The organism is Arthrobacter sp. SLBN-100 (genome assembly GCF_006715305.1).
Lineage (GTDB): Bacteria > Actinomycetota > Actinomycetes > Actinomycetales > Micrococcaceae > Arthrobacter.
The window spans coordinates 2,960,252-2,983,770 of the sequence record NZ_VFMY01000001.1 but is presented as its reverse complement, the minus strand read 5'-3'; the positions used below and the strand labels follow the sequence as shown (position 1 = coordinate 2,983,770).

The window sequence follows — 23,519 nt, the reverse complement described above, 5'->3', positions numbered from 1 at the left end:
GTTCAGGGAAGGCCGGCTCCGCACGGGGCCGGCCTTCCGGCGTCTCGGACTCCTGCCGAATAGGGGCTGAGCCTAGCGCCTGCCCTTTTTCCGCGAACCCTTACCGCGGCCCTTGTCCGGGTTGGGAGCGTACCTCTGGGCAACCTTTGGCGCCTTTTTGGCGCCGGTGCCGCGCCGGTCCGGTTTGGGATCCTTCTTGGCCTTGACGGGTTGGGCGGATGGCTGGCGGGAGCTTTGGGCGGTCCGGCCGCGCACAATCCCGATGAATTCCTCGATCACCTCGTCGGTGGAGTCAGTGGGCCAGGCGACGGCGATTTCGGTGCCGGGCGCTCCGGTGAGCCGCCTCGCCACCGTGTCCTTGACGTTGAAGTGGCGGGCCACTGACATGGGCAGGATCGCGAGCCCCGCGCCAGTGGCCACCACCTGCAGAGCCGCTTCCGGACCACCAAGTGAGGCCACGTCCAGGAAGGCTTCCTGCTCAAGGTCGGCGAGCGCCACTTCCTCGAACACCGAAATCTCGTGGCCCTTCGGGGCAACCACCACGGGCTGCTCCTCGTACAGCGGAATCACGCTGAGACCCTCGCGCTCCACGGGCAGGCGGACAAAGCTGAGGTCCGCGGAACCAGCATGCAGCACCTCCACCTGTGCGCCGTCGTCGGACATAAACGCCTGCAGCGGAACGTGCTGCACCCGCTCCTCCCACCGGCGGATCCACTTGCCGGGCGTCACTCCCGCCACGTAGGCGATGCGGAGGACGCGGGGGGCGTCCGCCGCGGCGGGATCGGCAGACCCCGGTGGAGCGGCGTCTGGCTGGGGGGCGTTGTCGGTGGGCACGTCTTCACAGTACCGTCCGCCCGGATACCCTTGAAGCATGACCTCTGCAAACTCCCAGTCCATGAAGCCGGCCACCGTTGCCAAGAAACTTGGCATCTACCTGCCCGCAACACCGCAGGAGTTCCAGGAATCGACCATTTCCCGCGAGGAGTTCGCCGAACTCCAGGCAAACCCGCCGGAATGGCTCGCCGAACTGCGCCGCAACGGCCCGCACCCCCGCCCGGTGGTGGCGCAGAAGCTCAACGTATCCATCAGCGGGCTGGCACGCGGCGGTGTTGAGGAAGCGCTGACGACGGCGGAAATCACCGCGCTGCTGCAGGCTCCTCCGGCGTGGCTGGTCACCGAGCGCGCCACCCACGCCGCCGTCCGGGCAGAAGCACAGCGCGTGAAGGAAGACGCAGCCAAGAAGGACGCCAAGCGGGCCCGCGCCTGACCCGCTGAGCGTTTCCGAAACCCGGGCTTGTTCGCGGATCCGAACCTTCATGGGCGGGACCTGCGAACAAGCCTCTGTTGTGTCCGGGGAAGTCAGTCCTGGTGCAGCTGGATGAAGTTGCCGCAGCCGTCGTCGAACACCGCACTGATCCCGGACGGATCCTCGGCCGGCTCGCCCCGGAAACCAACTCCGGCCTTAGTGAGCCGCTCGTATTCCGCCTGCACGTCCGGGACGCCGAAAACAATGGCCGGCAGTCCGGCCTTGTAGACCGCGTTCATGTAGTCCGATGCGATCGGGTTGTCGCTGGGTTCCAGCAGCAGGCCCACTGAGCCCTGGTCCGCGCCGGGGTCCTTGATGATGAACAGGTTGTACTCCGGCATGGCCATCAGTGTCTCGAAGCCAAGGGTTTCCGTATAAAAGGTATGGGCGGCCGCGGGGTCCTTGACGTGTATGCTGCACATTTTGAGTCTCATGGGTCCCACGGTACGTGGCTCCTTACGTGAGAGGGAAGGCTCCCGTGCCCTTGCTGCAGGGCTGCCTCCGGTACTGGTGGAGGCCATTGACCGCGGCCCGGGAAGGCGCTCCAATGGAAGGAGCAGCCCGGCGTACAGCACGGGCCTGTGGACGTGGAGGTGCAAGGTGGCAGCCATCGCAGAATCCCTGTTCCAGGGGGCGTGGGTCCTTCTGCTGTGCGGATCCGTGCTGGTGGTGAGTGTGGCCGCCACCGTGTTCCAGGTCCGACGCCGGGAGCTGGCTGGTGCCGGCAGGGAGCCTGAGCGATCGGACCAGCTTTTCTGGGACCTGTTCCTGGGCTCCGCGGTAGCCATCCCCGCCCTGCTCATCCCGACTCTCGCATCGGCCTGGGCGGGGCTGTTCCTCGGCGGAGCGGCCGTGGCAGCGGGCATCGCCGCCTACCGGGGCAGCCCGCGGTTGGCCGCCTGGCTGCTGGACCGGCGCCAACGCCGTGAATACATGCCCCTCTATACTGCAGCCCAGGCTGAGCACAGCATGCTGCTGGAGCGCTGGCGCCGCTATGAGCTGGATCCCGCCTACTGCATCGATTTCCCGGCCATGACCGACGTACGGTTGCCGCACACCGCGGCGGTTATCAAAGCGATGCGCGAGGCGGAGCAGCTGCAGGCCGCGCGGCACCAAGGGTACCCGCCCGCCGTCGAACGTTTCAGCCGCGCCCTCGCCGCTGCCGAGCAAGCGGCAGGGATCCCTGCCAGCGGGCATTAGCTGCTGATCCGCGTTAACCGCTGTGTCGCCGCTACTGGAGTCCAGCGGCCGTGCACCGTAGCGTTTGAGGATGGAGCTTCAAGAAACGCAAGACCGTGACCGGTTCGGCAGGCGGCTGGAGGACCGGGGCGCCTGGCGCCAGGCCACCACTTTGGCGGCTGCGGGCGAACTGACAGCGCGCTGGCTGGAAGGGAGCAGTGAATTCCAGCCTGCCACCTTCACGGCCAGCTTCGACGCCGAAACCGCACCCATCGCCGTCGAGCTTGCTGCCTTGAACAGGAGCGGGCTGTTTACGAAGGAGTCCCAGCCGGGGCTGCGGTCCGCCGGCCTGGCCCAGCGGCAGTACGTCACGGGGTTCTGCAGTGCCGAGATTGTTGCGCAGCTGCTGGCGCTGTCCACCCGGTCTGAGCTGGTGACCGTGGCCCATGCCCCGGGCGAGTCCAGCAGCGCCGCCATCCCGGTGACGGTGGACGGCGGCGAGGTGGTGACTGTCCTGGGGTCCAGCGAGAACCCGGTGACCGAGGAGCAGATCCAGGACTGGGCCGGGGAAACCAACGACAACCTGGCCCTGCTGCTGGCAGACTCCTGGTACGTGGAGATCCTGGACCCGGCATGGGGCCGGGACGACGTGCTGCTGCCCGCCGTCCTCGGCGCCCTGACGGCTTCGTAGGGGCTTCCCTACAGCTCTACGGTGCCGCTTTCGCCCACGCTCATCCGGCTGTGGGTGACCTTGGACTTGACCCACTGGAATACTGTGGCGGCGGTCCCGCCGGGGCTGGTCCAGTATTCGGCCGAGTCGGAGTCGATGCGGAGCAGGCACACCTCAGGAGTGTCCGGGCCGTCGGGGAACCACGCTTCAACTGCCTGGTTCCACATGTCGCGGATCTTTTGCCGGTCCGTCACCACCTCGGCGGTGCCGGCCACGGAAACCCACTCGGTGTTCTTGCCAAAGGAAACGTTGACGCGCGGGTCAACCCGGACATGCGCCACCTGCGAGGTGCCGAGGCCGGTGAAGAACCACATGTCGCCGTCGTCCTTAACATCCTGGACGGCGAGCGGGCGGCTGACGAGCGCGCCTTGCTCATTGATGGTGGTCAACATTCCGATGTGGGAATCGTTGATGATGTCCGTAACCTTGCTGATGCTCCCGGTGTCAGTCATGTCTCACCTCGTTCGTCTGCTACGGGGACGCTCCCCACCGCCCAGCCTATTGGTAAGCATGCTTAGAATCCACCCGCCGCCCTCCCCTGCTTTAGGCCGGAACGGTCACCCTCGCTGCTTCGCAGATGCTGGCTGCCGTGCGCCGGCCCATCCGGATGGCGCCATCCACGTGCTGGTAGCCTTCAGCGGCGAGGTCTGAGGAGGACCAGTAGATGGGGCCGACCGGCGCGTGCTGGTCCTTGCCGTAGCGGTGGAGGCCACCGAGATCGTAGCTGGAGGCGTAGGCGCCGCGGGTCCATTCTTCCGCGCCCCAGTCGGACTCGTAGTAGACGTCGGGCTCCAGTGCCTCCGCGCCCAGGAACCCGGCAATGGACTCCAGGACGGCGCGCTTGCGGTCGGCGGCACCCAACTCGAAGACGGCGTCGGCCTTTTCATCCGAGATAAAGCCCACCAGGGTGCCCCTGGTATCGCCGAAGTTGGTGTTGTCGTAGACCTCCTGGACCAGCGATCCCGCTCCGAAGCACGTGCCGGAAAGGCCCGAATTCCGCCAGAACGGCCGGCTGTAGACCGCGTGGACCTTGATGACCAGGCCCAGCGACTGGTGCTGGTGCATCTGGTGCTGGCGGCGCGGCAGCGGCGGGTTGAACGAGACGCGGGAGTACAGGTTGGGCGGAACGGCCATGACCACGAACCGGGCGTTGACGGTGGCCTGCTCCGAGACGGCGGTGACGCGGTGCCCGCCGTCGGCGTCCGGCCCCCAGTTGATGGTGCGCACCGGGGAGTTAAGGACGACGTCGTCCCCCAGTTCCTGCGCGACCAGCAGGGAGACCTGCTGCATGCCACCGACCACGCGGCGGTCCAGGATGAAGTCCTCGTCCGTGAGGTGGGTGAAGGACCCGGCGGAGGCGGCCATCAGTACGGCCTGCAGCGCGGAGAACGCGTGGGCGGGCTTGGTGAGCATGCCACCGGCGATGAACAGGCCGATGTTGTTGCAGGCTTCCTCATTGGCGGAGTGCTGCCGGAGCCAGTGATGGAAGGAGATGGTGTCCAGCTGGCGTGCCTTCGGATGGGCCCAGGGTTCGGTGGGGCCGATCTCGGCGGCGAGCCCGTCCAGCAGGGCCGTCAGGCGGTCCATCTCTGTTTTGGTGTCCGGCTCTACGGGGAAGCTATCCCCCGCGTACCGGACCGGGATGCCGTCCTTGCCGATGTACATCGACTCGCCCTGGCGGTAGCGCGGGTAGGTCTGCAGGCCCAGCTCGTCCAGCAGCTCCAGGAGTACTGCCTGGTCCGGCGAGACCCACTGGCCGCCGATTTCGAGCATGGCGCCGTCCACGGTGTCAGTCCAGGTACGCCCGCCCACCCGGTCACGCGCCTCCAGGACGGCAACACTCAGGCCGGCCTTCTTCAGTTCCCGGGCAGCGGTCAGTCCCGAGGGCCCGGCTCCAACGACGACGACGTCGCGGTTCAGGTTCAGCATGATGTCCTCTCTGCGGCCCCTCTGGTGACGGGGACCACTAAATGAATGCCATTCATTTATTAGAACTATAGCTGTTTGGGGGCGGGACGGGAAGTGCCGGATGGAATAATGCAGGTGACCACCAAAGAAAGGCCAGTGATGCCGGCAGTACCAGCCGTAGAGGGACGCACCGCGGGGAACGGGAGCGTCGTTAGGAGGCGGGCAGGGAGGCCTTCCGCCGCACTGCTGGACAAGGCGGGGATCACGGCTGCGGCTCTGGAACTCATTAACCGCAAGGGCTATGACGGGCTGACGATGGCGGGGCTGGCCAAGGAACTGGACGTGGCGCCGTCGGCCCTTTACAACCATGTGGCCTCAAAACGGGACGTCCTGCTCCTGGTGGAGGACCATCTCACGTCCTTGGTGGATGTGTCCGATTTTGGTGCCGCGCCCTGGGAAGATGCCGTGCGCAGCTGGGCCTGGAGCTACCGGAACGTCTTCGCCGAGCACACGCCGCTGATTCCCGTCATTGCCGTCCTCCCGGTGACCGACGCGCCGCAGACACTGGCCATGTACGAGACAGTGAGCAAGGGTTTCCTCGACGCCGGCTTCCCCCAGGAGCGGGTCGTCTCGTCCATCGTGGCGCTGGAGTCCTTCATCTTCGGCTCGGCTTATGACGTGACGGCGCCGGAAGACATCTTTGATTCCGGATCCATGGCAGAGTCGACTCCCAATTTCACGGCTGCTGTCCGGAGTGCTGCATTGTCCGCCGGCGGCGGGGAAGGCGCTTCCGGCGCACCTGGGCGGCCGGCTGACGTGGCATTTGAGCTGGGACTGGAGGCGCTGATCTCCGGGCTGGGCGCCCTGCGGGACAGGCAGGCAGCGGAAGACGGAGGAATGGTGTGAACAATGGGCCCGAGGACAACGAGCCCTGCCATATCCCGCCGGCGGCCCTGAGGAGGTCATTGAAGAAGCGCTTCAATTGCTTAATGACCCGGAAACGGCACCCATCGGAAGGCGCCGGGGTCCTCGATGATCAGTGGCTTGGTTTCACCTGATCATCGAGGACCCCGGCCCTATACCCGATCGCCCACCCTCCGTGCTGCTTCCCGCCGGATGTCTGAAGAGCCCATTTGCCCTGTTTTTGGTGGGGTCTCTCAGCGCTGCTGCTCAGCCATCCACTTCCACAGTTTGACACCCGCGTGCGACGGGTCGTTGCGAGCGGCGTAGATCCACGACCAGTGGCCGGGGAATCTGTACCCGTTCCAAGTGACGTCTTCGTACAGGCTCATGATCGATCCGGGGATCAGCTCGTGGGCATGCACCGTGTTGGCCTGCGGGTCGATGGTTGTGTCGTCGGCGGCGGTGATCAGCCAAGTGGGGGTATCGATCGCGGCAAGCTGTTCGTCGGGCACCATGGGGCCGGTGGAGTTGAACGGAACGACGACGGGGCAGATTGGGACCGCGGAGGCGAAAGCATTCGGGTTCTCGACGATCATCTTTAGGGTCATGTAGCCGCCGTTACTGCAACCCACCACGTGGATACGGTCGCGGTCCACCATGTGGGTCGCGCATACCTCCTCGATGATCTCTGAGATGAGAGGTGCGTAGGCGGGACCGTCCGCCAGCCACATCGAGGGGCACTGCGGGGCAACCACATAGGCGCCGCCGAAGAGATCCTGTGCCTCGTTCGTCGTGAATCCGAGAGCCCCGCGGTTGGCGCGGAGCGGGGTTTCATTGTCGTAGTAGTTGTATCCGCCGGTCAGCAGGCCGCCTTCGCCGCCGCCGTGCAGCCACACAATGAGCGGACGGCCCTGGGAGCGACCCCGCTCCTGAGGGGTGAACAGACGATAGTTGGTGCCCGAGCGCGCTGCCACATGGTGGGTAAAGGCGTCCACTTCGGGGTCCACGAGAGCGCCCTGGGTGAAAGACTTGATCTGGGGCGCACCCTTTCCGTGACGGGGGAGCGGCTCGACCTGCGTGATCGTGTATTCGAGGTCAAGCATGACGTTGCGGCCACCGTTCACGATGTAATCCAGCGTGGCACCGCCCGGGACACCCTCACCGTGCATGAGGTCGAGGACAATCCGACCGCGACTGTCAGCCCGCGCCGCGGTCACGAGACGCTCCATGTCGTAAGCCACCCTGCCAGTGAGTGGGTTCGTGCCCCGAGCATGGACGGTGAATGCGGAGGTGGGCACAGGACCCTCCTCCAGGCCGCCCTGCCGGGAGGCGTCGATGGTCACCGAGGTGACCTGCTCTCCACCGTCCAGCACGGTCGCGGTAAGGGTAAAGGGTGCGGAGCCAGCGGGCGGGTTGTTACTTGTACTATCGGCGAAGGCAGCGGTGGGGGCGAGGCTGGCGACGACGACGGCGCTGCCAGCGGTGAGGAACGTGCGGCGGGACACAGGGGTGGTCAATGGGAACTCCTTCGTTCGTAACGGCATAGGTGGATCGATCGATAGTTGGGGAATCTTGGGGCAATGGAGTTTCGGCGCCGCCAACTGCGGGGAAGTCACCGGTGCCGTGAAGCCGAGGCGGTGTCTGGGCAGCCCGGACACCGCCTGCTATCTTTTCTGGTCTTTAGCTGTTCTTGTAGTACGAGAGACCGAATCCGTAGTCAAAGAGCGGGTTGGCTGTGTCGTTCGGAACGTCGGGCAGTTGGGCCCTGACTTCATCCATGGAGGAGGGAAGCTCGAAGGGCAGGCGGCCCTCCGGCTTTGCCCGTCCCATGATTGTGTCAAGCAGAGCCTTGTCCGAGACTCCATAGTTCGCCAGCACCGCGTCGGCGTGCTCCTTGACGTTGTCCAGGATCAGGGGCCGGGTCAAACCCGGTACGGCGATGGTCTTAACGCCGGTCTTCGCTGCGGCAACCAAGGCCTGGTAATCAGCTTCATCGCCTGAGAAGTTCAGGTCGGTCAGGTCGTCACCACCACGGGGGTCGGTAAGTCGGATGATGGCCACATCAGCGGTAGCAACGTCCGTAACGGGAACCAGGCCGGCCGCTGTTGCGGCGGCCGCGTCCACTCCGTAGAGGAAGGCCTTCTTCCCGGTGCTCTTGCGCAGCGGCAGGGCGGACGCATCATTCTTCAGGAGCGTCAGGGATCGTGCCTGAATGTCCAGGGCGACGGCTCGGGAGGAAGGGCTGCCCACCACCCTGTCGGCCTTGGCCGGGTCCACATAGGGGTTCTCGAAAAGCCCAAGTTCGAACTTCTGGCCGAGCACGCGCACCACAGCCTCGTTGAGCCTGTCCTCGGAGAGCAGGCCCTGTTCCACTGCCTGGACAATGTACTGCGGCTGGTCGCTGCCGCCGATGATATCCACTCCGGCATTAACGGCGCTGGCGTAGCGCTCCGGAAGTGTCATGTCTTCGACGCCCCACGGCATGCCCACTCCATGTGGTCCCCAGAAGGGTGCGGGAGGCTGAAGCTCCTGGCAACTGGCCGGGCAGTTATTGGCGATGCCCCAGTCTGACGTGATAACACCCTTGAACCCGTACTGACCGCGCAGCAGGTCCTGCAACAGGTACTCGTTGTGCCCGGCACCGACCTGCTCGATGACGCTGCCGTCGCGCTCCAAGTCCTTCAATATGGAATAGGTCGGCATGATGCCCGCGGCGCCTGCGGCGAACGCCCCTTCGTAGGGGGTGAGGTGTTCCTGGAAGTTGTTGCCCGGGAACGCGGCGTAACGCCCGTAGTAGTAGTGGCTGTCATAACCGTTGACCTGCGCACCGTAACCGACCCAGTGCTTCACCACCGTGGCGACGCTGTCGGGAGTGAGACCCGCCGTTCCGCCTTGGAGTCCCTCGACGTAGGCCTTTACCTGCTTTTTCGCCTCTTCACCTGTGGAGCCGAAAGTCCCGTTGATCCGGGTCCAGCGGGGCTCGGTCGCGATATCGGCCTGCGGTGACAGTGCCTCATGGATGCCCACTGCCCGGTATTCCTCGCGGACGATGTCCGCCATTTTCTTCGTGGCGGCCGGGTCTCCCACGGCACCCATACCGATGGGATCGGGGAAGGGGGTGAAATCTGCACTGGCAACGGTCTGGCCCGCAGTCACGCTGAAGCCGTTGCGGGGATCCGTGCTGATCTTCAGCGGGATGCCAAACGGCTGCTCCTCGGCCATGGCCTGCAGGTCATTGTGTTCCTGCGCAAGCTTTCCGGCATCCACGCTCAGCCGCGAAATGTAGGTGGTGATAAACCCCCCGGAAAGGAGCGACTGGAAGGATTGGCGGTCATAGGTACCGTTACCGGTGAGCGAGGCATGCATGAGCTGACCGGCCTTTTGCGCCAAGTTAAGGCGGCCCGCGAGGTCTTCGGCCCGCTTGGCCGGGCTGAGGCGCCAGTCCTCGTACGGAGTCAGGTCCCCACTGCCATCAAGGTCGCGAAACTCCAGGCCGTCCACTTGGATGATCTGGGCACTGCGCGCAGCCACTGGGGGAGATTGACCATCAGGTGATTTGTCATTTTCGGCACCCTGGGAGGACATCGCCGGCAGGGCCGAACCCACCACAAGCATCGAAGCTGCAAGCCCGGCCGTCATAACCCTGGCGGTCAACCGCTTTTCGGTCCGAGGAACCGTGCGGGGACGTTTGGTTCCGGGCTTTCTTGGTTCATCTGCCATATTGCTCCCCTTTGAGTATGTTCGAAACCGAATAAACAAGCACACTCTATGAGCGGTGTCACATGCGGTCAACTCGTAAGACGCGGCCTGTCAGCGACGTGACGGGAAGAGGCTGGCTCCTTCCCTCCGGGATAAAGTGCACTTATCGCGACCTCTCGACTGACAGTGAAAGTGCAGGCACCTTGAAGCAGCTCACGGATGACAAGTCCGCGGGGCGGGCGGAAATCCTGAGGACCCTCAGTACCCGGGGCCCGATGTCTCAGGCAGAATTGGCCCGCAACGCAGCCCTGGCACCCTCCACCGTTTCGGGAATAGTCGCCTCGCTCCGGGCTGAAGGAATCCTCGGCGAAGCCCCGCGGACCGCCGCCGCGGCATCGGGACCGAAAGGCGGACGCCCCGGGACCGTACTGGCTTTGCAGCCTTCCCTCGGCACTGTGGCCGGCATCGATTTCGGGAAAAAGCACGTTCGCGTCGCTATTGCTGACTTGGGACACAACATCCTGGTGGAAAAGGTCAGCCTTTTCGTACCCGATGCCCCTGCAGCCCAACACATTGAGTTGGCGGGCGCACTGCTGGACGAGGCGTTGCAGGAACTCAACCTGGACAAAACCTCGGTCATCAACGTAGGGGTTGGCATTCCGGGACCTGTCCACAAGGCCGCGGGGGATCCCGTTGACTCCGCCATCCTCCCCGGATGGCGCGGTGTGAACGTTTCCAAGGCACTGAACGTTGCCCTTGACCTTCCGATACGCATAGCCAACGACGCCAACTTGGGCGCCCTAAGCGAGTGGATGTGGGGAGCAGCACGGGGATGCAGCGACGTTGCCTACCTCAAAATCTCCACAGGCATCGGCGGAGGGCTCATCCTCGGCGGCAACCCCTACTGGGGGTCCGGGGGCACAGCCGGAGAGATCGGCCACACCATCATCGATCCCCTTGGACGGTTCTGCCGGTGCGGCAACCGCGGATGCCTTGAAACAATCGCAGGGGCAGAAACCATCCTCCGAACCGGGGAAAAAATAGCACCAGGGCTCACTGTCACCCAGCTCATCCAGCTGGCCCGCCAAGGTGAAACCACATGCATTAAGGCACTCAGCGATGCGGGGCACGCCATTGGCATCGCCCTGGCCATGCTCTGCAACCTCATCAACCCTGAGTGCGTCGTCGTGGGAGGCGAGATGGCATCAGCCGGAGAGTTGCTGCTGGACCCTATCAACGCATCCTTCCGCCAGGCAGCGCTGACTTCTGTCGCCGGGGATCTCACGGTGATAAGGGGAAGCCTGGGTGAGCAGGCGGAAGTGCTCGGCGCAGTCGCCATTGCCCTGCGCAATGCCGTTTCCCCGCGACCTCACCCGGGCAACTGACGCGCCCGAAGCCTACGGCGCTAAAATCCCAACTCCGGTCGATTCAACGGTTGCCGGCACAGCTACCCGTGCACGTGCCTATTCGATTTCGAACTATTCGCGCCTTCTGAACTACCCTGCGGGGGCGCGGCCTGCTCACAGCAGAGAAGACTTCAGTGGCGGGTCCGAGAATCGGCTACACGAGGGTCAGCAGTCTGGCCCGAACAACAAGCCCACCTTGACGGCGAGATAACTGATCGAACCATAAGCCACGCGGCATCGGCCAGCACATTGCCAGGCGACACCGCGCGAACTGCTCCGCTCTACCCGCGATGGCGACGGGGTTGTGGTTCACAGCATGAACCCGCTCGCCCGCAGCCTGGGCGATCTTTGGCTAATTGTCCAGACTCTGCCCAGTAAAGGTGTGTGCGTGGAATTCGTCTAAAAACAGCTCGTCCATCCCACCTTCGGGCACCCTCGTGGAGCTACTTGTAATACAAGTATGTAGCTTATATCCTAAGAGGGCGGGCGAAGGAGCCCTGCGCCGCCCAAAGGAGAACCATGAGTACCGTCGATCTGATCCGGCACGTCAAACTGTCCACCGCCCGTCTCCCCCTCGCCGTTCCCATCAGCGACGCCAAGGTCTTCACGGGCCGGCAGAAGCCCATGACTGAGGTGGTGTTCCTCTTTGCCGAGGTCACCACCGAACTCGGGCACACCGGCGTCGGCTTCAGCTACTCCAAGCGCGCGGGCGGCCCCGCCCAGTACGCGCATGCCAAGGAAGTGGCCGAGGGCATCATCGGCGAGGACCCTAACGACATCGCCAAGATCTACACCAAGCTGCTCTGGGCAGGCGCCTCGGTGGGCCGGTCGGGCGTCGCCACCCAAGCACTGGCCGCCATCGACATCGCCCTCTACGACCTCAAGGCCAAGCGCGCCGGCCTGCCGCTGGCCAAGTTCCTCGGCTCCTACCGCGACTCCGTCCAGACCTACAACACCTCCGGCGGCTTCCTCAACGCCAGCCTTGAGGAAGTTAAGGCACGCGCCACGCAGTCCGTCGAAGAAGGCATCGGCGGCATCAAGATCAAGGTGGGCCTCCCGGACAGCAAGGAAGACCTCCGCCGCGTCGCCGGCATCCGCGAGCACATCGGCTGGGACGTCCCGCTCATGGTGGACGCCAACCAGCAGTGGGACCGCGCCACCGCGCTCCGGATGGGCCGCCAGCTTGAGGAATTCAACCTCATCTGGATCGAGGAACCCCTGGACGCCTACGACCTCGAGGGCCACGCGCACCTGGCAAACGTCCTGGACACGCCCATTGCCACCGGCGAAATGCTCGCCTCCGTGGCCGAACACAAGGGCCTCATCAATGCCAACGGCTGCGACATCATCCAGCCCGACGCGCCCCGCGTCGGCGGCATCACCCAGTTCCTCCGCCTCGCCGCCCTCGCGGACGAGCGCGGGCTGGGCCTGGCCCCGCACTTCGCCATGGAGATCCACCTGCACCTGGCCGCGGCCTACCCGCGCGAGCCTTGGGTGGAACACTTCGACTGGCTCGATCCCCTGTTCAACGAGCTCCTCGAAACCAAGAACGGCCGGATGATCGTCCCGGACCGCCCCGGCCTCGGCGTCACCCTCAGCGACCAGGCACGCGCCTGGACCACCGAGTCCGTGGAGTTCGGCGCGTAACCTTGTTGCCATGAGCCGGAACCTCACCGCGGACCTCGCCGCCGACCTTCGCACCCGCATCGTCGACGGCGTCATACAACCGGGCGACAAGCTCCCCAGCGAGAACACCCTCATCAGCGACTTCGGCGTGAGCCGGACCGTTGTCCGCGCAGCGCTGACCCGGCTCCAGGCTGAGGGACTGGTTGAAACCGAACGGGGGCGCGGCAGCTTCGCCCTCACCCCGCCGTCGGACGGGCCCCAGGTAGCACCCGGGGCCCGTCCGGTAGCCAGCATGGAGGACCGCCTCCACCTGCTCGAGTTCCGGATGGGCGTGGAGACCGAGGCGGCCGCGCTGGCCGCCCGCAACCACACCGAGCGGCAGCTGCGGGCCGTCACCGCGGCACTCGAGGAGTTCACCGACAGCGCCGGCCACCCGGCGCATGCGATGAAGTCCGATTTCGAGTTCCACCGCGCCATTGCCGCCGCCTCCGGCAACCCCTATTACTCAGACTGTCTGGCCGCCCTCGGCCAGACGATGATCGCGATGCCGCGCACCCGGCTGATGACCGGCGTCGAACATTACGCCCGCGACCACTTCGACCAGGTGGTCCAGGAGCACCGCTCCATCTCGGACGCCATTGCTGACGGCGACGAGGCTGCCGCAGCGGCTGCCATGCGCAGCCACCTGGCCAATTCACGACGGCGGTTCAAGGCTTCCGCGCGCCCCTAACCTGGGCACGTCCCGGCCATGTGCGCCGCATCCTAAACTCAGCGGTTAAACAGAAGAGCCCCGGTCTACTGACCGGGGCTCTTCATTTGCGTGCGCGAGGGGGGATTTGAACCCCCACACCCTTTCGGATACTGGCACCTGAAGCCAGCGCGTCTGCCGTTCCGCCACTCGCGCGCAACTTCCTTCACCGAATTCCGGCCGGTTTCCCGGATCCGCAACCCTGTAAAAGCAGCGAGATCAAGCATAACGGACATTGGCGGGAAAACACCAATTGGGCCTTCGAGCCGTTCCTTGATGCCGGCAGGAACGGAGCAAGCGGGCTCGGCAAAACAGCAGACACCAGGGCCAACACCGCCCCCAAGACGGCAAGAAACTGAACTTTTGGCGGCGCCCGGGCGTTGTGGATTAAGGTCATTCACAGGCCTGCCCAGTAGTATCGGATGTAGGAGTGGCTGCTGCATGCGGGCACACTGTAAGCCTGGGAACAGCACTGCAAGTGAACTTACGGAACGAAAACTGCCCCGCAGCCGGGGGGAAAGGAGAAGAACCATGGGTCTGCTGGACAAGGTGGAGCGCGGCATCGAAAAGGCCGTCCGGGGCGTCTTCTCCACCGGCTCGCGCGCGCAGGTGGAACCTGTGGAGATCGCCAGCCGGCTCCGGCGGGAAGTGGACCACAAATCCCTCACGGTTGCCGCCGGACGTACCCTCGTGCCGAACGTTTTTGATGTCCAGCTCAGCGATGAGGACTTCAAGCGGGCCCAGGAGTGGGGCACCGCACTGGCAGAAGAATTGTGCGACGTCGTCATCAACCACGTCCGCAGCCAGGGCTACATCCTGCAGGGCCCGGTGCGCATTTCCTTCCGCCGCGAGTCCGAACTCCGGTCCGGCGACTTCGAGATTGCTTCCTCAACAGAGAAGTCCCAGGGCGCTGCCGGTACTGCTCCGGCCCGTCCCAACGTGCCGGCCGCTCCCAGCCGCCAGCCCGTCCGGCTGCAGCCCGTTCTGGATATTGATGGGCAACGGTACTCACTGAATGCTCCGTCCATCGTGCTGGGCAGGTCCTCGGAAGCCGATATCCACGTCGAGGACACCGGGGTTTCACGCCGCCACCTCGAAATCCGGACCGTCAACGGCATCACCAGCGCAGTGGACATGGGCTCCACCAACGGCAGCTACGTCAACGGACACAAGGTTTCCGGAAGCACCGAACTCACCGACGGCTCCACCATCACGATGGGACGGACAAAGATCATCTTCCGCCTGCTCCCGGCCGGCCCTGGTGGCTCCGCATGAGCGAACTGACCATCACCGCCCTGCGGTTCGGCTTCCTTCTGCTGCTGTGGGTGCTGATCTTCAGCATCGTCTCGGCCATGCGCCGCGACCTCATGGTGGGCCGTAAAGCAGCTGCCGGCGCCCCCACCGCCCGCCAGGTCCGCAAAAACCCGGAACTGGCCGAAGCGCCGGCGCAACCGGTCAGGCAGCAAGCCAGGCAGCTCGTGGTGGTTGAAGGCCCGCTCAAGGGTTCAACGCTTCCGCTGGCCGCAAGCCCCATCCTCCTGGGCCGTGCCCAGGAGGCCACCCTCGTCCTGGAGGACGACTATGCGTCCGGCCGGCACGCCAGGCTTTTCCCCCAGGGCAGCCGCTGGTTCATTGAGGACCTCGGCTCCACCAACGGCACCTATCTGGGCGACCAGCAGCTGACCCGTGCCCTGCCCGTTGAACCTGGCGTTCCCGTGAGAATCGGCAAGACGGTCATCGAATTGAGGCCATAGGCGTGGCCGAACCGCAAAGCCCCGCAACCGACCCCAAGCCGGTGGAGCGGCCGCTCATCATGCGCTTCGCCGCGCGGTCCGACGTCGGAAAAATCCGCTCTAAAAACGACGACTCCGCATATGCAGGACGTCATCTGGCTGTAGTCGCCGACGGCATGGGCGGCCACGCGGGCGGCGACGTCGCGTCTGCTGCCACCGTGCTGGACATGATCCACCTGGACCGCGGCGATTACGAGGGCGACGCCGGGACCACCCTGGCGGACGAGATCCAGACTGCGAACTCCCTGCTGTCAGAGCTGGTGCACATCAACCCCAAGCTGGCCGGTATGGGCACCACGGTCACCGCGCTCCTGCTCGCCGAAGGGAAGCTGCACTTCGCCCACATCGGCGATTCCCGCGCCTATCGCCTGCGGGACGGCAAGTTCGAGCAGGTCAGTATTGACCACACCTTTGTGCAGCGGCTCATCGACGAAGGACGGCTTCGTCCCGAGGAGGCCGAAACCCATCCGCACAAGAATGTCCTGATGCGCGTTTTGGGCGACGTGGATGCCAGCCCTGAACTGGACCTGGACACCCTCGAGGTTAAGCCCGGCGAACGCTGGCTCCTCTGCTCCGACGGGCTCAACTACGTGGCCGGGCATGCCGTTGAACGAACCGTGCGCGAGACCAAGGACCTCCGCGAATGCGTGGAAACCCTGGTGGACCTCACGCTCGACGCCGGCTCCCCGGACAACGTCACCGTGGTGATGGTGGACATCGTTGAGGAAACGCCCGACGACGTCAGTACCGCCGCGGTCCAAGTCATTCCTTCCCCGGGAGCCGCCAAAGCCTCTTCCGCAGCGGAGGGCGCACGTCCCCTTGCAGCCAAGGCGCCTGAGCCAGCGGACGCCGGCAAGGACCCAGCTGCGCCGGAAACCGGCAAAAACGGCGGGACGGCAGGCTCTGAAGCAGAGCCGCCCGAATCCGGTTCCGGGCAAACTTCCCCTGATAGCGGCTCCACGGACCCGCACCTCGGCGAACACCTGACCGCCGAAGTACTGCGGGAAGAACTCGCCTCCCGCCCGCACGAACTTGTGGGAGCGGCGGCAGCAGCCGCGGAGACCGGATCCATTCCCACCATTGCCGGCCGCACCGTAGCACGGCGCGCGGCTACCCTCCTCACGCACAAGGCGGAACCGCAGGCCGGCGACGCTGAAGACATCCTCCTGCCACTCAAGCCACGCCGGTGGGTCACCTGGTCCATCGCCGCCGCCGTGCTGGTGATCCTGACGGTGGGGCTGTGGCTCGGCTACGCGTGGACCCAGACCCGCTACTACATTGGCGAGTCCGACTCCCGGGTAGCCATCTTCAACGGCGTCTCCCAACGGCTCGGTCCCATCCAGCTTTCCACCCTCGAGACGGTCACCGAGATCCGGATGGACTCGCTTCCACCGTTCTCGCAGCAACGCGTCCGCCAGACAGTCCCCGCCAAGGACCTCTACGACGCCCAGCGCATCGTGAAGAACCTCGAACTCACCGGCACCACGTCGCCGGAAGAAGGTTGCGCCACGCCGTCGGCATCCCCTGCTGCCTCCACGCCCCCGGCCAGCCCCCCGGCCGCAGGTGAGCCCGCACCGGCACCTGACGCATCAGCCAGCCCCGCAGCCCCGTCGCCGGCAGCTGCGTCCCCCACACCCAGTCCCACGATCAGCTGTGAGGTGGGCCAATGAGCCAGCCCAGTACCGCGCCCAAGCCACGACGGAACGTGGAACTCGCGCTGCTCCTGCTTGCCCTGGCAGTAGGAATCGGCGCCAACATGCTGGTTGGGGTGGACCAGGAAAAGGCTTTCGATTCGGATTTCTGGTTCCAGTCGAGCCTCCTCGCCGTTGCTGCCCTGGTATTCCATGGGGTGCTCCGCCTCCGGGCGAAATATGCCGACCCGATAATACTTCCCCTGGTGGTGGCCCTCAACGGACTTGGCCTGGCCATGATCCACCGCCTGGATGCGCCCGGCGATGATACCGGCAACAACCAACTCCGGTGGACGCTCATCGCCATGGCCGTGGCCATCGCTGTGATCTGGTTCCTCAAGGACCACCGCATCCTGCGCAGGTTCACCTTCATCTCACTCGCTGCCAGCGCCGTGCTGCTGTTGCTGCCGCTGATCCCCGGAATCAGTGCCGGCGAGATTCTGGGCGCGCGGGTGTGGATCCGGCTGGGACCCATGACCTTCCAGCCCGGCGAAGTCGCAAAGATCACCCTCGCAATATTCTTTGCCGGGTATCTATCCTCAAACCGCGATCTCATCCTGCTGGCGGGACGGAAGATCGGGCCGCTGCAGTTCCCCCGCTTCAAGGACATGGGTCCCATGATCACCGCCTGGCTGGTCAGCATCGGCGTGCTCATCTTCCAGCGCGACCTGGGTTCCTCCGTCCTGTTCTTCGGCCTCTTCATCGTGATGATCTACGTCGCCACCAGCCGCATCAGCTGGGTGGTGATCGGACTGGCCCTCATCCTTGGAGGAGGGTTCGTGGCCGCGCAGGTGTTTTCCCACGTTCAGCAGCGGGTCTACGGATGGCTCAATGCCTTTTCCCCTGAGGTTTACGAGAATGGCAGCCGGCAGGTGATCCAAGGCCTGTTCGGCATGGCCAACGGCGGCCTGGTGGGAACCGGCCTGGGCCAGGGCCGCCCTGACCTGGTGCCCTTCGCCAACAGCGACATGATCATCGCCTCCCTGGGCGAGGAGCTGGGGCTGATCGGACTGTTTGCCCTCGTCCTGATGTACCTCCTGCTGTTTACCCGCGGTTTCCGCGCGGCCCTCGGAACGCGGGACGCCTTCGGAAAGCTGCTGGCCTGCGGCCTGTCCTTCGCCGTGGCGCTGCAGTGCTTCGTGGTGATCGGCGGCGTCACCCGGCTCATTCCGTTGACCGGCCTCACCACCCCGTTCCTGGCCGCCGGCGGATCCTCGCTGCTGGCCAACTGGATCATCGTGGGCCTGCTCCTGATGATTTCCCATACCGCCCGCGGACCGGTGGATACCACCCCGCTGCCAGCCGCAAAAGAAGCCGATTCCATGGGCATTGATACCCCTACCGAGGCGGTGAAGCACCCGTGAACCAGGCAATACGGCATTCATGGGTAGCGGCAGTCGCCATGTTCGCGTTGCTTTTCGGCGCCATCAGCTACGTCCAGGTAGTGGGTGCCGACGACCTCAAGGCAAACCCGCTGAACCAGCGCGCCATGCTGCAGAACTACTGCAATGACCGCGGCGCCATCATCGTGGGCGGCACCCCGGTCGCGGAATCGGTGGAGAGCGGTTCGGAAACGTGCAAGTTCCAGCGCACCTACCCGCAGCCTGAACTGTATGCCGGCATCACCGGTTACTTCTCCCAGAACTATGGCGCCACGGGCCTGGAACAGGCCATGAGCCAGCAGCTGGCAGGCAATTCGGACCAGCTCTTCCTGGACCGGGTGGGCCAGCTGTTCCTGGGAAACCAGCCCAAGGGGGCCTCGGTCGAACTCACCATCGACCCTGAAATCCAGAAGCTCGCCTACGACCTCATCCCGGACGGCCAGCGCGGCTCGATCATAGTGACCAACCCCAAGACCGGTGCCATCCTGGCCATGGTGTCCAAGCCGTCCTACAACCCGAACCTGGTGGCCACGCAGAACATGGACGAGGAATCGGCCAACATCAACGAACTCGTCAAGCTTCCCGGCATCAACCTGAATTCCAACGTCTCCGGACCCACCGGCGAGCTGCTGGCCCCGGGGTCGGTCTACAAACTGGTGGACACCGCCGCGGCCCTCGCCTCCGGCAAGTACAACAAGGACAGCGAGCTTCCCAATCCGGCTGAAATGCCGTTCGACGGCATCCAGTACAAGCTGCCCAACTACGCCGGCGGCAACTGCTACACACGCAACACCGCTGACTTCGCTTTCGCCCTGCAGCAGTCCTGCAACACCCCCTTCGCCAGCATCGCCCTCGATCTGGGACGCGACGCCATCGCCGAACAGGCGAAGAAGTTCGGCTTCGGCGAGGATATGGGCGACCAACTGAAGCTCGGCTACGCCCCGGGCAATGGTTTTCCCGACGACCTGGACGCCCCAGGGCTCGCGCAGTCCGCCATCGGGCAGCGGGACGTCCGCGCCACACCCCTGCAGGTGGCGATGATGACCGCAGCCATCGCCAATGACGGGGTGCAGATGAGGCCCACCCTGATCAAGGCCCTGCGCTCCCCGGACCTGCGGGTCATCGAGGAGCCGCAGCCGAAGCAGCTGCGGACCTCCACCACCCCCGAGATTGCCAACCAGATCACCGAATGGATGGTCAGCGCGGTCAGCCAGGGCATCGCCAACAGGGCGGCAGTCCCCGGAGTCCAGGTGGCCGGCAAGACAGGAACCGCGGAGTTGGGCAACGGGGTCAACAACTCGTGGTTCACCGGGTTCGCCCCGGCAAACAACCCGCAGGTGGGTGTCACCATCGTCATGGAAGGCGTGAACATCACCACCGGCGCACAGCTAACCAGTCCGAACGCGAAGAAGATTTTTGAGGCGGTGTTGAATAAGTGAGGCCTACAACCGGAATCACCCTCGGCGGCAGATTCCAGCTGACTACGCGCATAGCGATCGGCGGCATGGGCGAAGTCTGGAAAGCCAAAGACCTCGTCCTGGGCCGCATCGTCGCCATCAAGGTGCTGAAAGAGGAATACACGGGGGACCCCGGCTTCCTTCAGCGGTTCCGCGCTGAGGCCCGCCACACCGCCTTGCTCAACCACGTGGGCATCGCCAACGTCTTCGACTACGGCGAAGAGGAGGGCTCGGCCTACTTGGTGATGGAACTCGTTCCGGGCCAGCCGCTGAGCAGCATCATCGAGCATGAGCAGGTGCTGTCCCCGGACCGCACCCTTTCCATCATTGCCCAGACGGCCCGCGCGCTTGCCATTGCCCACGCCCAGGGCCTGGTGCACCGCGATGTTAAGCCCGGCAACCTCCTGATCACCCCGGACGGACGGGTGAAGGTCACCGACTTCGGCATCGCCCGCCTTGCCGACCAGGTCCCGCTCACGCAGACCGGCCAGGTGATGGGCACCGCGCAGTACCTGGCACCTGAGCAGGCTACCGGACAGACTGCCACGGGATCCTCGGACATCTACTCGCTGGGCGTCATCGGTTACGAATGCCTGTCCGGGCACCGGCCGTTCTCTGGGGAGTCCCAGATCGCCATCGCCCTGGCCCAGGTCAACGACGCTCCGCCGCCCCTTCCCGAATCGCTTCCCGCCCCGGTCCGTGCCCTCCTGATGTCCATGCTGGCGAAGGATCCGAAAAACCGTCCGGCGAATGCCATCAAGCTTGCCGAAGCAGCGGAGGCCATCCGGAACGGGGATATCAGTGCAGCCCGCGCCGCAGTCCCGGGCATGCTCCTCTTTGATGCCGACACAGGTCCCATCACCGCCCCCGTGGATACCGCCACCGCACCCACCGGCGTGATCAGCGCCCCTCGGGATTCGTCATCCGCAGCCACCTCCGCGTTGCCGGTGCTGGGTGCCGGCGCCGCGGGAGCGGCGGCCGGGATGGCCGCAGGTGCTGCTGGCTCCTCCACAGCGGATAGTGAACCGCAGGGAACGCTGGCCCGCGCAAATGCCCTGGCCGCCGAGCGGAATTGGACCCCCGAAGAAACAACGTACGACGACGAGCCCGCCGACGAGCCCCGGCGTAAGGGCCGCAGCCCCTGGACCTGGCCATTGATTGCCCTGATCCTGCTGCTCCTGTTTGCCCTGGCGGGGTTCCTCGTCAGCCAGCTCGGACTCTTCTCGCCGTCCGGCAATCCCTCATCCAGCCCTGCCTCCACCAGTTCGCCGGCCACATCAGCCACCCCCACCCGCACCACGACGTCGGCCACGCCCACCCAGACGCGTGACACGCCCACACCGACTCCCACTTCCACTCCCACCACGGAGACCGTGAACGTCATCCCTGAGGCCTACCTTGGGAAGGACTACCGGACCGTTCAGTCGCAGCTCTCGGCACTGAACCTGGAGGTCAGCGTCCAGCCGCAGGTTGACGCGAATTCGGCGCCCAACACGGTGATTGCTTTGTCGCCCTCAGGCAGGATGGAAGTGGGTTCAGCCGTAACGGTGACGTACGCGGTGGCGCCCTCGCCCGCGCCCACCACGAATGCTCCCACCTCTGCCCCCTCCACCCCCTCCGCAGCAGGACCGACGGTCCAGCCGTCCCTTCCGGCTTGTGGAAACAACCAATTGCCCGGCCTGCCTCCTACCTGCCAGCCGTAACCGCCAGGACAGCCAGTGAACGAGTCACCGCGCACACCGTTGCACCGGGAGGAGAACCTCCCGGTGGATAGCCAGCGTGTCCTGAACGGACGCTACGAGCTGGGCGGCCTCATCGGCCGCGGTGGGATGGCCGACGTCTACCGCGGCATGGATACGCGTCTCGGCCGCACCGTTGCCATCAAGCTGCTCCGGGCAGACATGGCCCGGGACCCCCAGTTCCAGGCGCGCTTCAAGCGGGAGGCGCAGGCGGTGGCCGCGCTGAACCATCCATCAATCGTGGCGATTTACGATACGGGCGAGCACATGGTCCATGACGGCTCGGATGACGACGTCCGGGTGCCCTACATCGTGATGGAATACGTCGAAGGCAGGACCATCCGGGACCTGATCCGGGCCCACGAGGTCAGCATCACCCATGCCATCGACTACTGCCTGGGCGTACTCGGCGCGCTGGAGTACAGCCACAAAGCCGGAATCGTGCACCGGGACATCAAGCCGGCCAACGTGATGTACTGCGAAGGCACGGACTCGGTGAAGGTCATGGACTTCGGCATCGCCCGGGCCATCGCCGATTCCTCCGCCACCATGACCCAGACGCAGGCCGTGGTGGGGACCGCCCAGTACCTCTCGCCCGAGCAGGCCCGCGGCGAAACGGTCGACGCGCGGAGCGACCTCTACTCCGCCGCCTGCCTCCTCTACGAAATGCTGACCTCCCGTCCGCCGTTCGTCGGCGACAGCCCCGTGTCTGTGGCCTACCAGCACGTTCGCGAGATTCCCGCACCGGCGAGCAGCCTGAACCCTGAAGTCTCGCAAGCACTGGACAGCGTGCTGGCCAAGGCGCTGCAGAAAAACCGCAACGACAGGTTCCAGGACGCCGCCGCCTTCCAGCGTGCCCTGCGCGCCGCGAGGGCAGGGGTACCGGTGCCCGCAGCTCCGGCCTCTGAGGCTTCCACCGACCCCACTGACCACGTCCCGGCCCCTTTTACTGCGCCCGCTACCGAAGCATCCGCGGCAACCGGCGCGGGCTTCCTTGATGACGCCCCCACGGGCCGCCTGACTGCCATGGGCTTGGCGGACGACGACGGCCGCCCCGTTCCCGCCGCCTACGAACCTTCCGCCCGCGATGACTTACCCCTCGGCTTCCCTCCCGAGCGCGAGCGGACCGGCCGGCAGAAGTCCCGCCGTCGTGCCTGGATAGCCACCCTGGTAATCTTCACACTCCTGGTCCTCGCCGGCGGCGGGCTGTGGGTGTACAACACCGTGAACCGTCCGGCGCCTCCGCCGCCCAAGGTGCAGATCCCGGCGGTGGCAACGATGACCGAATCGGCGGCGCTGCAGGAGCTCTATGGAGCGGAGCTCAAACCAAAAATCGTGCGCCTGCAGCACGACACGGTGCCCAAGGGCACGGCCATCGGAACGGATCCGGCGTCCGGCACCTCCATCGAGCCCGGATCCGATGTGGTCCTGAACATTTCCGAGGGGCCCAGCGCCGTGAAGATTCCGGACAGCCTGCCAGGCAAGACGGAGGCCGCGGCCAGGGATATCCTGCGTCAAAGCGGACTCGTTGGAGCGCCCTCCACCACCACAGCCAACAGCGCCACCGTCCCGGCCGGCGTTGTCATCACCACCGGCCCTGCCCCCGGGCAGATGGTGGGCGTCGGCACAACGGTTGAGCTGGTGGTGTCCACGGGCAAAGTGGCGGTCCCCGAACTGCGGGGGCGGACCCGGGAAGAAGCTGAGGCGGCGCTGAAGGAGCTCAGCCTGGTACCGGCGGTCACCGAGGCGGAGAACGCACAAGTGGAGGCAGGCAGGGTGACGGACCAGAGCGATCCGGTGAACTCCCTGGTGGAGCAGGGGAAGACGGTCGCCATCGTGGTGGCCAAGGCGCCGCCCCCGCCGCCGTCCCCGTCCGCTACCCCGACGCCCACTCCCTCGCCGACCTCCACCAGGAAGGGCTAGCTTCCAGGCAGCGCCAGTGCGGCCGGAAT

21 protein-coding genes and 1 tRNA gene are annotated in these 23,519 nt (G+C 65.3%); 15 read left to right on the top strand and 7 right to left on the bottom strand.

Going from position 1 to position 23,519, the window contains the following annotated elements:
* Window positions 1-72 precede the first annotated feature (72 nt).
* Window positions 73-909, bottom strand: coding sequence for a LysR family substrate-binding domain-containing protein (locus FBY31_RS13765; RefSeq protein ID WP_235013056.1), 837 nt, complete (start codon window positions 907-909; stop codon window positions 73-75).
* Between FBY31_RS13765 and FBY31_RS13760 the strand changes: the two genes are divergently transcribed.
* Window positions 872-1,267 carry a DUF5997 family protein gene (locus FBY31_RS13760; protein ID WP_142041923.1) on the top strand — a complete coding sequence of 132 codons (396 nt, stop codon included), beginning with the start codon at window positions 872-874 and terminating at the stop codon, window positions 1,265-1,267. The two genes, FBY31_RS13765 and FBY31_RS13760, sit on opposite strands and share 38 nt — an antisense overlap.
* Before the next feature lie 92 nt (window positions 1,268-1,359).
* On the opposite strand, the gene FBY31_RS13755 is transcribed toward FBY31_RS13760, so the two are convergent.
* The gene (locus FBY31_RS13755) at window positions 1,360-1,740 is read right to left on the bottom strand and encodes a VOC family protein (protein WP_142045382.1); all 381 of its coding nucleotides are present in this window, start codon (window positions 1,738-1,740) and stop codon (window positions 1,360-1,362) included.
* 166 nt (window positions 1,741-1,906) lie between these two features.
* On the opposite strand from FBY31_RS13755, the gene FBY31_RS13750 reads away from it, so the two are divergent.
* On the top strand, window positions 1,907-2,506 hold the full coding sequence (locus tag FBY31_RS13750; RefSeq protein ID WP_142041920.1) for a hypothetical protein: 600 nt from the start codon (window positions 1,907-1,909) through the stop codon (window positions 2,504-2,506).
* Window positions 2,507-2,576: 70 nt separating this feature from the next.
* Entirely contained in the window at window positions 2,577-3,176 is a 600-nt protein-coding gene (locus FBY31_RS13745) for a DUF6919 domain-containing protein (protein WP_142041916.1), read from the top strand.
* An 8-nt stretch (window positions 3,177-3,184) separates the two neighbouring features.
* Here the strand turns inward: FBY31_RS13745 and FBY31_RS13740 are convergent, their stop codons facing one another.
* Window positions 3,185-3,667, bottom strand: a complete 483-nt coding sequence (locus FBY31_RS13740) for a pyridoxamine 5'-phosphate oxidase family protein (protein WP_142041913.1) — start codon at window positions 3,665-3,667, stop codon at window positions 3,185-3,187.
* Between the two features lie 91 nt (window positions 3,668-3,758).
* Window positions 3,759-5,144, bottom strand: a complete 1,386-nt coding sequence (locus tag FBY31_RS13735) for a flavin monoamine oxidase family protein (protein WP_142041910.1) — start codon at window positions 5,142-5,144, stop codon at window positions 3,759-3,761.
* A 138-nt stretch (window positions 5,145-5,282) separates the two neighbouring features.
* On the opposite strand from FBY31_RS13735, the gene FBY31_RS13730 reads away from it, so the two are divergent.
* A complete protein-coding gene (locus FBY31_RS13730) occupies window positions 5,283-6,029 on the top strand; it encodes a TetR/AcrR family transcriptional regulator (protein WP_142041907.1) in 747 nt (248 codons plus the stop codon).
* A gap of 251 nt (window positions 6,030-6,280) precedes the next feature.
* On the opposite strand, the gene FBY31_RS13725 is transcribed toward FBY31_RS13730, so the two are convergent.
* Both FBY31_RS13725 and FBY31_RS13720 read right to left on the bottom strand, forming a co-directional pair.
* Window positions 6,281-7,543 (bottom strand): prolyl oligopeptidase family serine peptidase, encoded by a 1,263-nt coding sequence (locus tag FBY31_RS13725; protein WP_142041904.1) that lies wholly within the window; start codon window positions 7,541-7,543, stop codon window positions 6,281-6,283.
* A gap of 163 nt (window positions 7,544-7,706) precedes the next feature.
* Window positions 7,707-9,557 (bottom strand): glycoside hydrolase family 3 N-terminal domain-containing protein, encoded by a 1,851-nt coding sequence (locus tag FBY31_RS13720; protein WP_200833372.1) that lies wholly within the window; start codon window positions 9,555-9,557, stop codon window positions 7,707-7,709.
* Window positions 9,558-9,928: 371 nt separating this feature from the next.
* On the opposite strand from FBY31_RS13720, the gene FBY31_RS13715 reads away from it, so the two are divergent.
* The 4 genes from FBY31_RS13715 to FBY31_RS13705 all read left to right on the top strand — a co-directional run bounded on the left by FBY31_RS13715 (window position 9,929) and on the right by FBY31_RS13705 (window position 13,487).
* A complete protein-coding gene (locus FBY31_RS13715) occupies window positions 9,929-11,110 on the top strand; it encodes an ROK family transcriptional regulator (protein WP_160142469.1) in 1,182 nt (393 codons plus the stop codon).
* Between the two features lie 292 nt (window positions 11,111-11,402).
* Window positions 11,403-11,534 (top strand): recombinase family protein, encoded by a 132-nt coding sequence (locus FBY31_RS22830; RefSeq protein WP_160142494.1) that lies wholly within the window; start codon window positions 11,403-11,405, stop codon window positions 11,532-11,534.
* Between the two features lie 116 nt (window positions 11,535-11,650).
* Window positions 11,651-12,778 carry an L-talarate/galactarate dehydratase gene (locus FBY31_RS13710; protein ID WP_142041891.1) on the top strand — a complete coding sequence of 376 codons (1,128 nt, stop codon included), beginning with the start codon at window positions 11,651-11,653 and terminating at the stop codon, window positions 12,776-12,778.
* Between the two features lie 10 nt (window positions 12,779-12,788).
* The gene (locus FBY31_RS13705; RefSeq protein ID WP_142041888.1) at window positions 12,789-13,487 is read left to right on the top strand and encodes a FadR/GntR family transcriptional regulator; all 699 of its coding nucleotides are present in this window, start codon (window positions 12,789-12,791) and stop codon (window positions 13,485-13,487) included.
* A 91-nt stretch (window positions 13,488-13,578) separates the two neighbouring features.
* Here FBY31_RS13705 and FBY31_RS13700 read toward each other — a convergent pair.
* Window positions 13,579-13,661: transfer RNA gene (locus FBY31_RS13700), tRNA-Leu, on the bottom strand.
* A gap of 375 nt (window positions 13,662-14,036) precedes the next feature.
* Here FBY31_RS13700 and FBY31_RS13695 point away from each other — a divergent pair.
* The 7 genes from FBY31_RS13695 to pknB are packed head-to-tail and all read left to right on the top strand — an operon-like array spanning window position 14,037 to window position 23,490.
* Complete coding sequence (locus FBY31_RS13695) at window positions 14,037-14,780, top strand: FhaA domain-containing protein (protein ID WP_160142468.1); 744 nt, start codon at window positions 14,037-14,039, stop codon at window positions 14,778-14,780.
* Window positions 14,777-15,259 carry an FHA domain-containing protein FhaB/FipA gene (locus tag FBY31_RS13690; protein ID WP_142041882.1) on the top strand — a complete coding sequence of 161 codons (483 nt, stop codon included), beginning with the start codon at window positions 14,777-14,779 and terminating at the stop codon, window positions 15,257-15,259. Before FBY31_RS13695 ends, FBY31_RS13690 begins: the two co-directional genes overlap by 4 nt.
* A 59-nt stretch (window positions 15,260-15,318) precedes the next feature.
* Entirely contained in the window at window positions 15,319-16,968 is a 1,650-nt protein-coding gene (locus FBY31_RS13685; protein WP_142045378.1) for a PP2C family protein-serine/threonine phosphatase, read from the top strand.
* Entirely contained in the window at window positions 16,965-18,353 is a 1,389-nt protein-coding gene (locus FBY31_RS13680; protein WP_142041879.1) for an FtsW/RodA/SpoVE family cell cycle protein, read from the top strand. Before FBY31_RS13685 ends, FBY31_RS13680 begins: the two co-directional genes overlap by 4 nt.
* Window positions 18,350-19,810 carry a peptidoglycan D,D-transpeptidase FtsI family protein gene (locus FBY31_RS13675; RefSeq protein WP_142041876.1) on the top strand — a complete coding sequence of 487 codons (1,461 nt, stop codon included), beginning with the start codon at window positions 18,350-18,352 and terminating at the stop codon, window positions 19,808-19,810. Before FBY31_RS13680 ends, FBY31_RS13675 begins: the two co-directional genes overlap by 4 nt.
* Complete coding sequence (locus FBY31_RS13670) at window positions 19,807-21,531, top strand: serine/threonine-protein kinase (protein WP_142041873.1); 1,725 nt, start codon at window positions 19,807-19,809, stop codon at window positions 21,529-21,531. Before FBY31_RS13675 ends, FBY31_RS13670 begins: the two co-directional genes overlap by 4 nt.
* A gap of 15 nt (window positions 21,532-21,546) precedes the next feature.
* Window positions 21,547-23,490: a Stk1 family PASTA domain-containing Ser/Thr kinase gene (gene pknB, locus FBY31_RS13665; protein WP_142041870.1), complete on the top strand. Its 1,944-nt coding sequence runs from the start codon at window positions 21,547-21,549 to the stop codon at window positions 23,488-23,490.
* Window positions 23,491-23,519 lie beyond the last annotated feature (29 nt).

Bases quoted from the DNA above. Each gene is read 5' to 3' on its own strand.
- FBY31_RS13705 (WP_142041888.1), top strand. From the start codon at position 12,789: ATGAGCCGGAACCTCACCGCGGACCTCGCCGCCGACCTTCGCACCCGC.
- FBY31_RS13680 (WP_142041879.1), top strand. From the start codon at position 16,965: ATGAGCCAGCCCAGTACCGCGCCCAAGCCACGACGGAACGTGGAACTC.
- FBY31_RS13730 (WP_142041907.1), top strand. From the start codon at position 5,283: ATGCCGGCAGTACCAGCCGTAGAGGGACGCACCGCGGGGAACGGGAGC.
- FBY31_RS13760 (WP_142041923.1), top strand. From the start codon at position 872: ATGACCTCTGCAAACTCCCAGTCCATGAAGCCGGCCACCGTTGCCAAG.
- FBY31_RS13740 (WP_142041913.1), bottom strand. From the start codon at position 3,667: ATGACTGACACCGGGAGCATCAGCAAGGTTACGGACATCATCAACGAT.
- FBY31_RS13755 (WP_142045382.1), bottom strand. From the start codon at position 1,740: ATGAGACTCAAAATGTGCAGCATACACGTCAAGGACCCCGCGGCCGCC.
- FBY31_RS13685 (WP_142045378.1), top strand. From the start codon at position 15,319: ATGCGCTTCGCCGCGCGGTCCGACGTCGGAAAAATCCGCTCTAAAAAC.
- FBY31_RS13690 (WP_142041882.1), top strand. From the start codon at position 14,777: ATGAGCGAACTGACCATCACCGCCCTGCGGTTCGGCTTCCTTCTGCTG.
- FBY31_RS13710 (WP_142041891.1), top strand. From the start codon at position 11,651: ATGAGTACCGTCGATCTGATCCGGCACGTCAAACTGTCCACCGCCCGT.
- FBY31_RS13735 (WP_142041910.1), bottom strand. From the start codon at position 5,144: ATGCTGAACCTGAACCGCGACGTCGTCGTCGTTGGAGCCGGGCCCTCG.
- FBY31_RS13695 (WP_160142468.1), top strand. From the start codon at position 14,037: ATGGGTCTGCTGGACAAGGTGGAGCGCGGCATCGAAAAGGCCGTCCGG.
- FBY31_RS13745 (WP_142041916.1), top strand. From the start codon at position 2,577: ATGGAGCTTCAAGAAACGCAAGACCGTGACCGGTTCGGCAGGCGGCTG.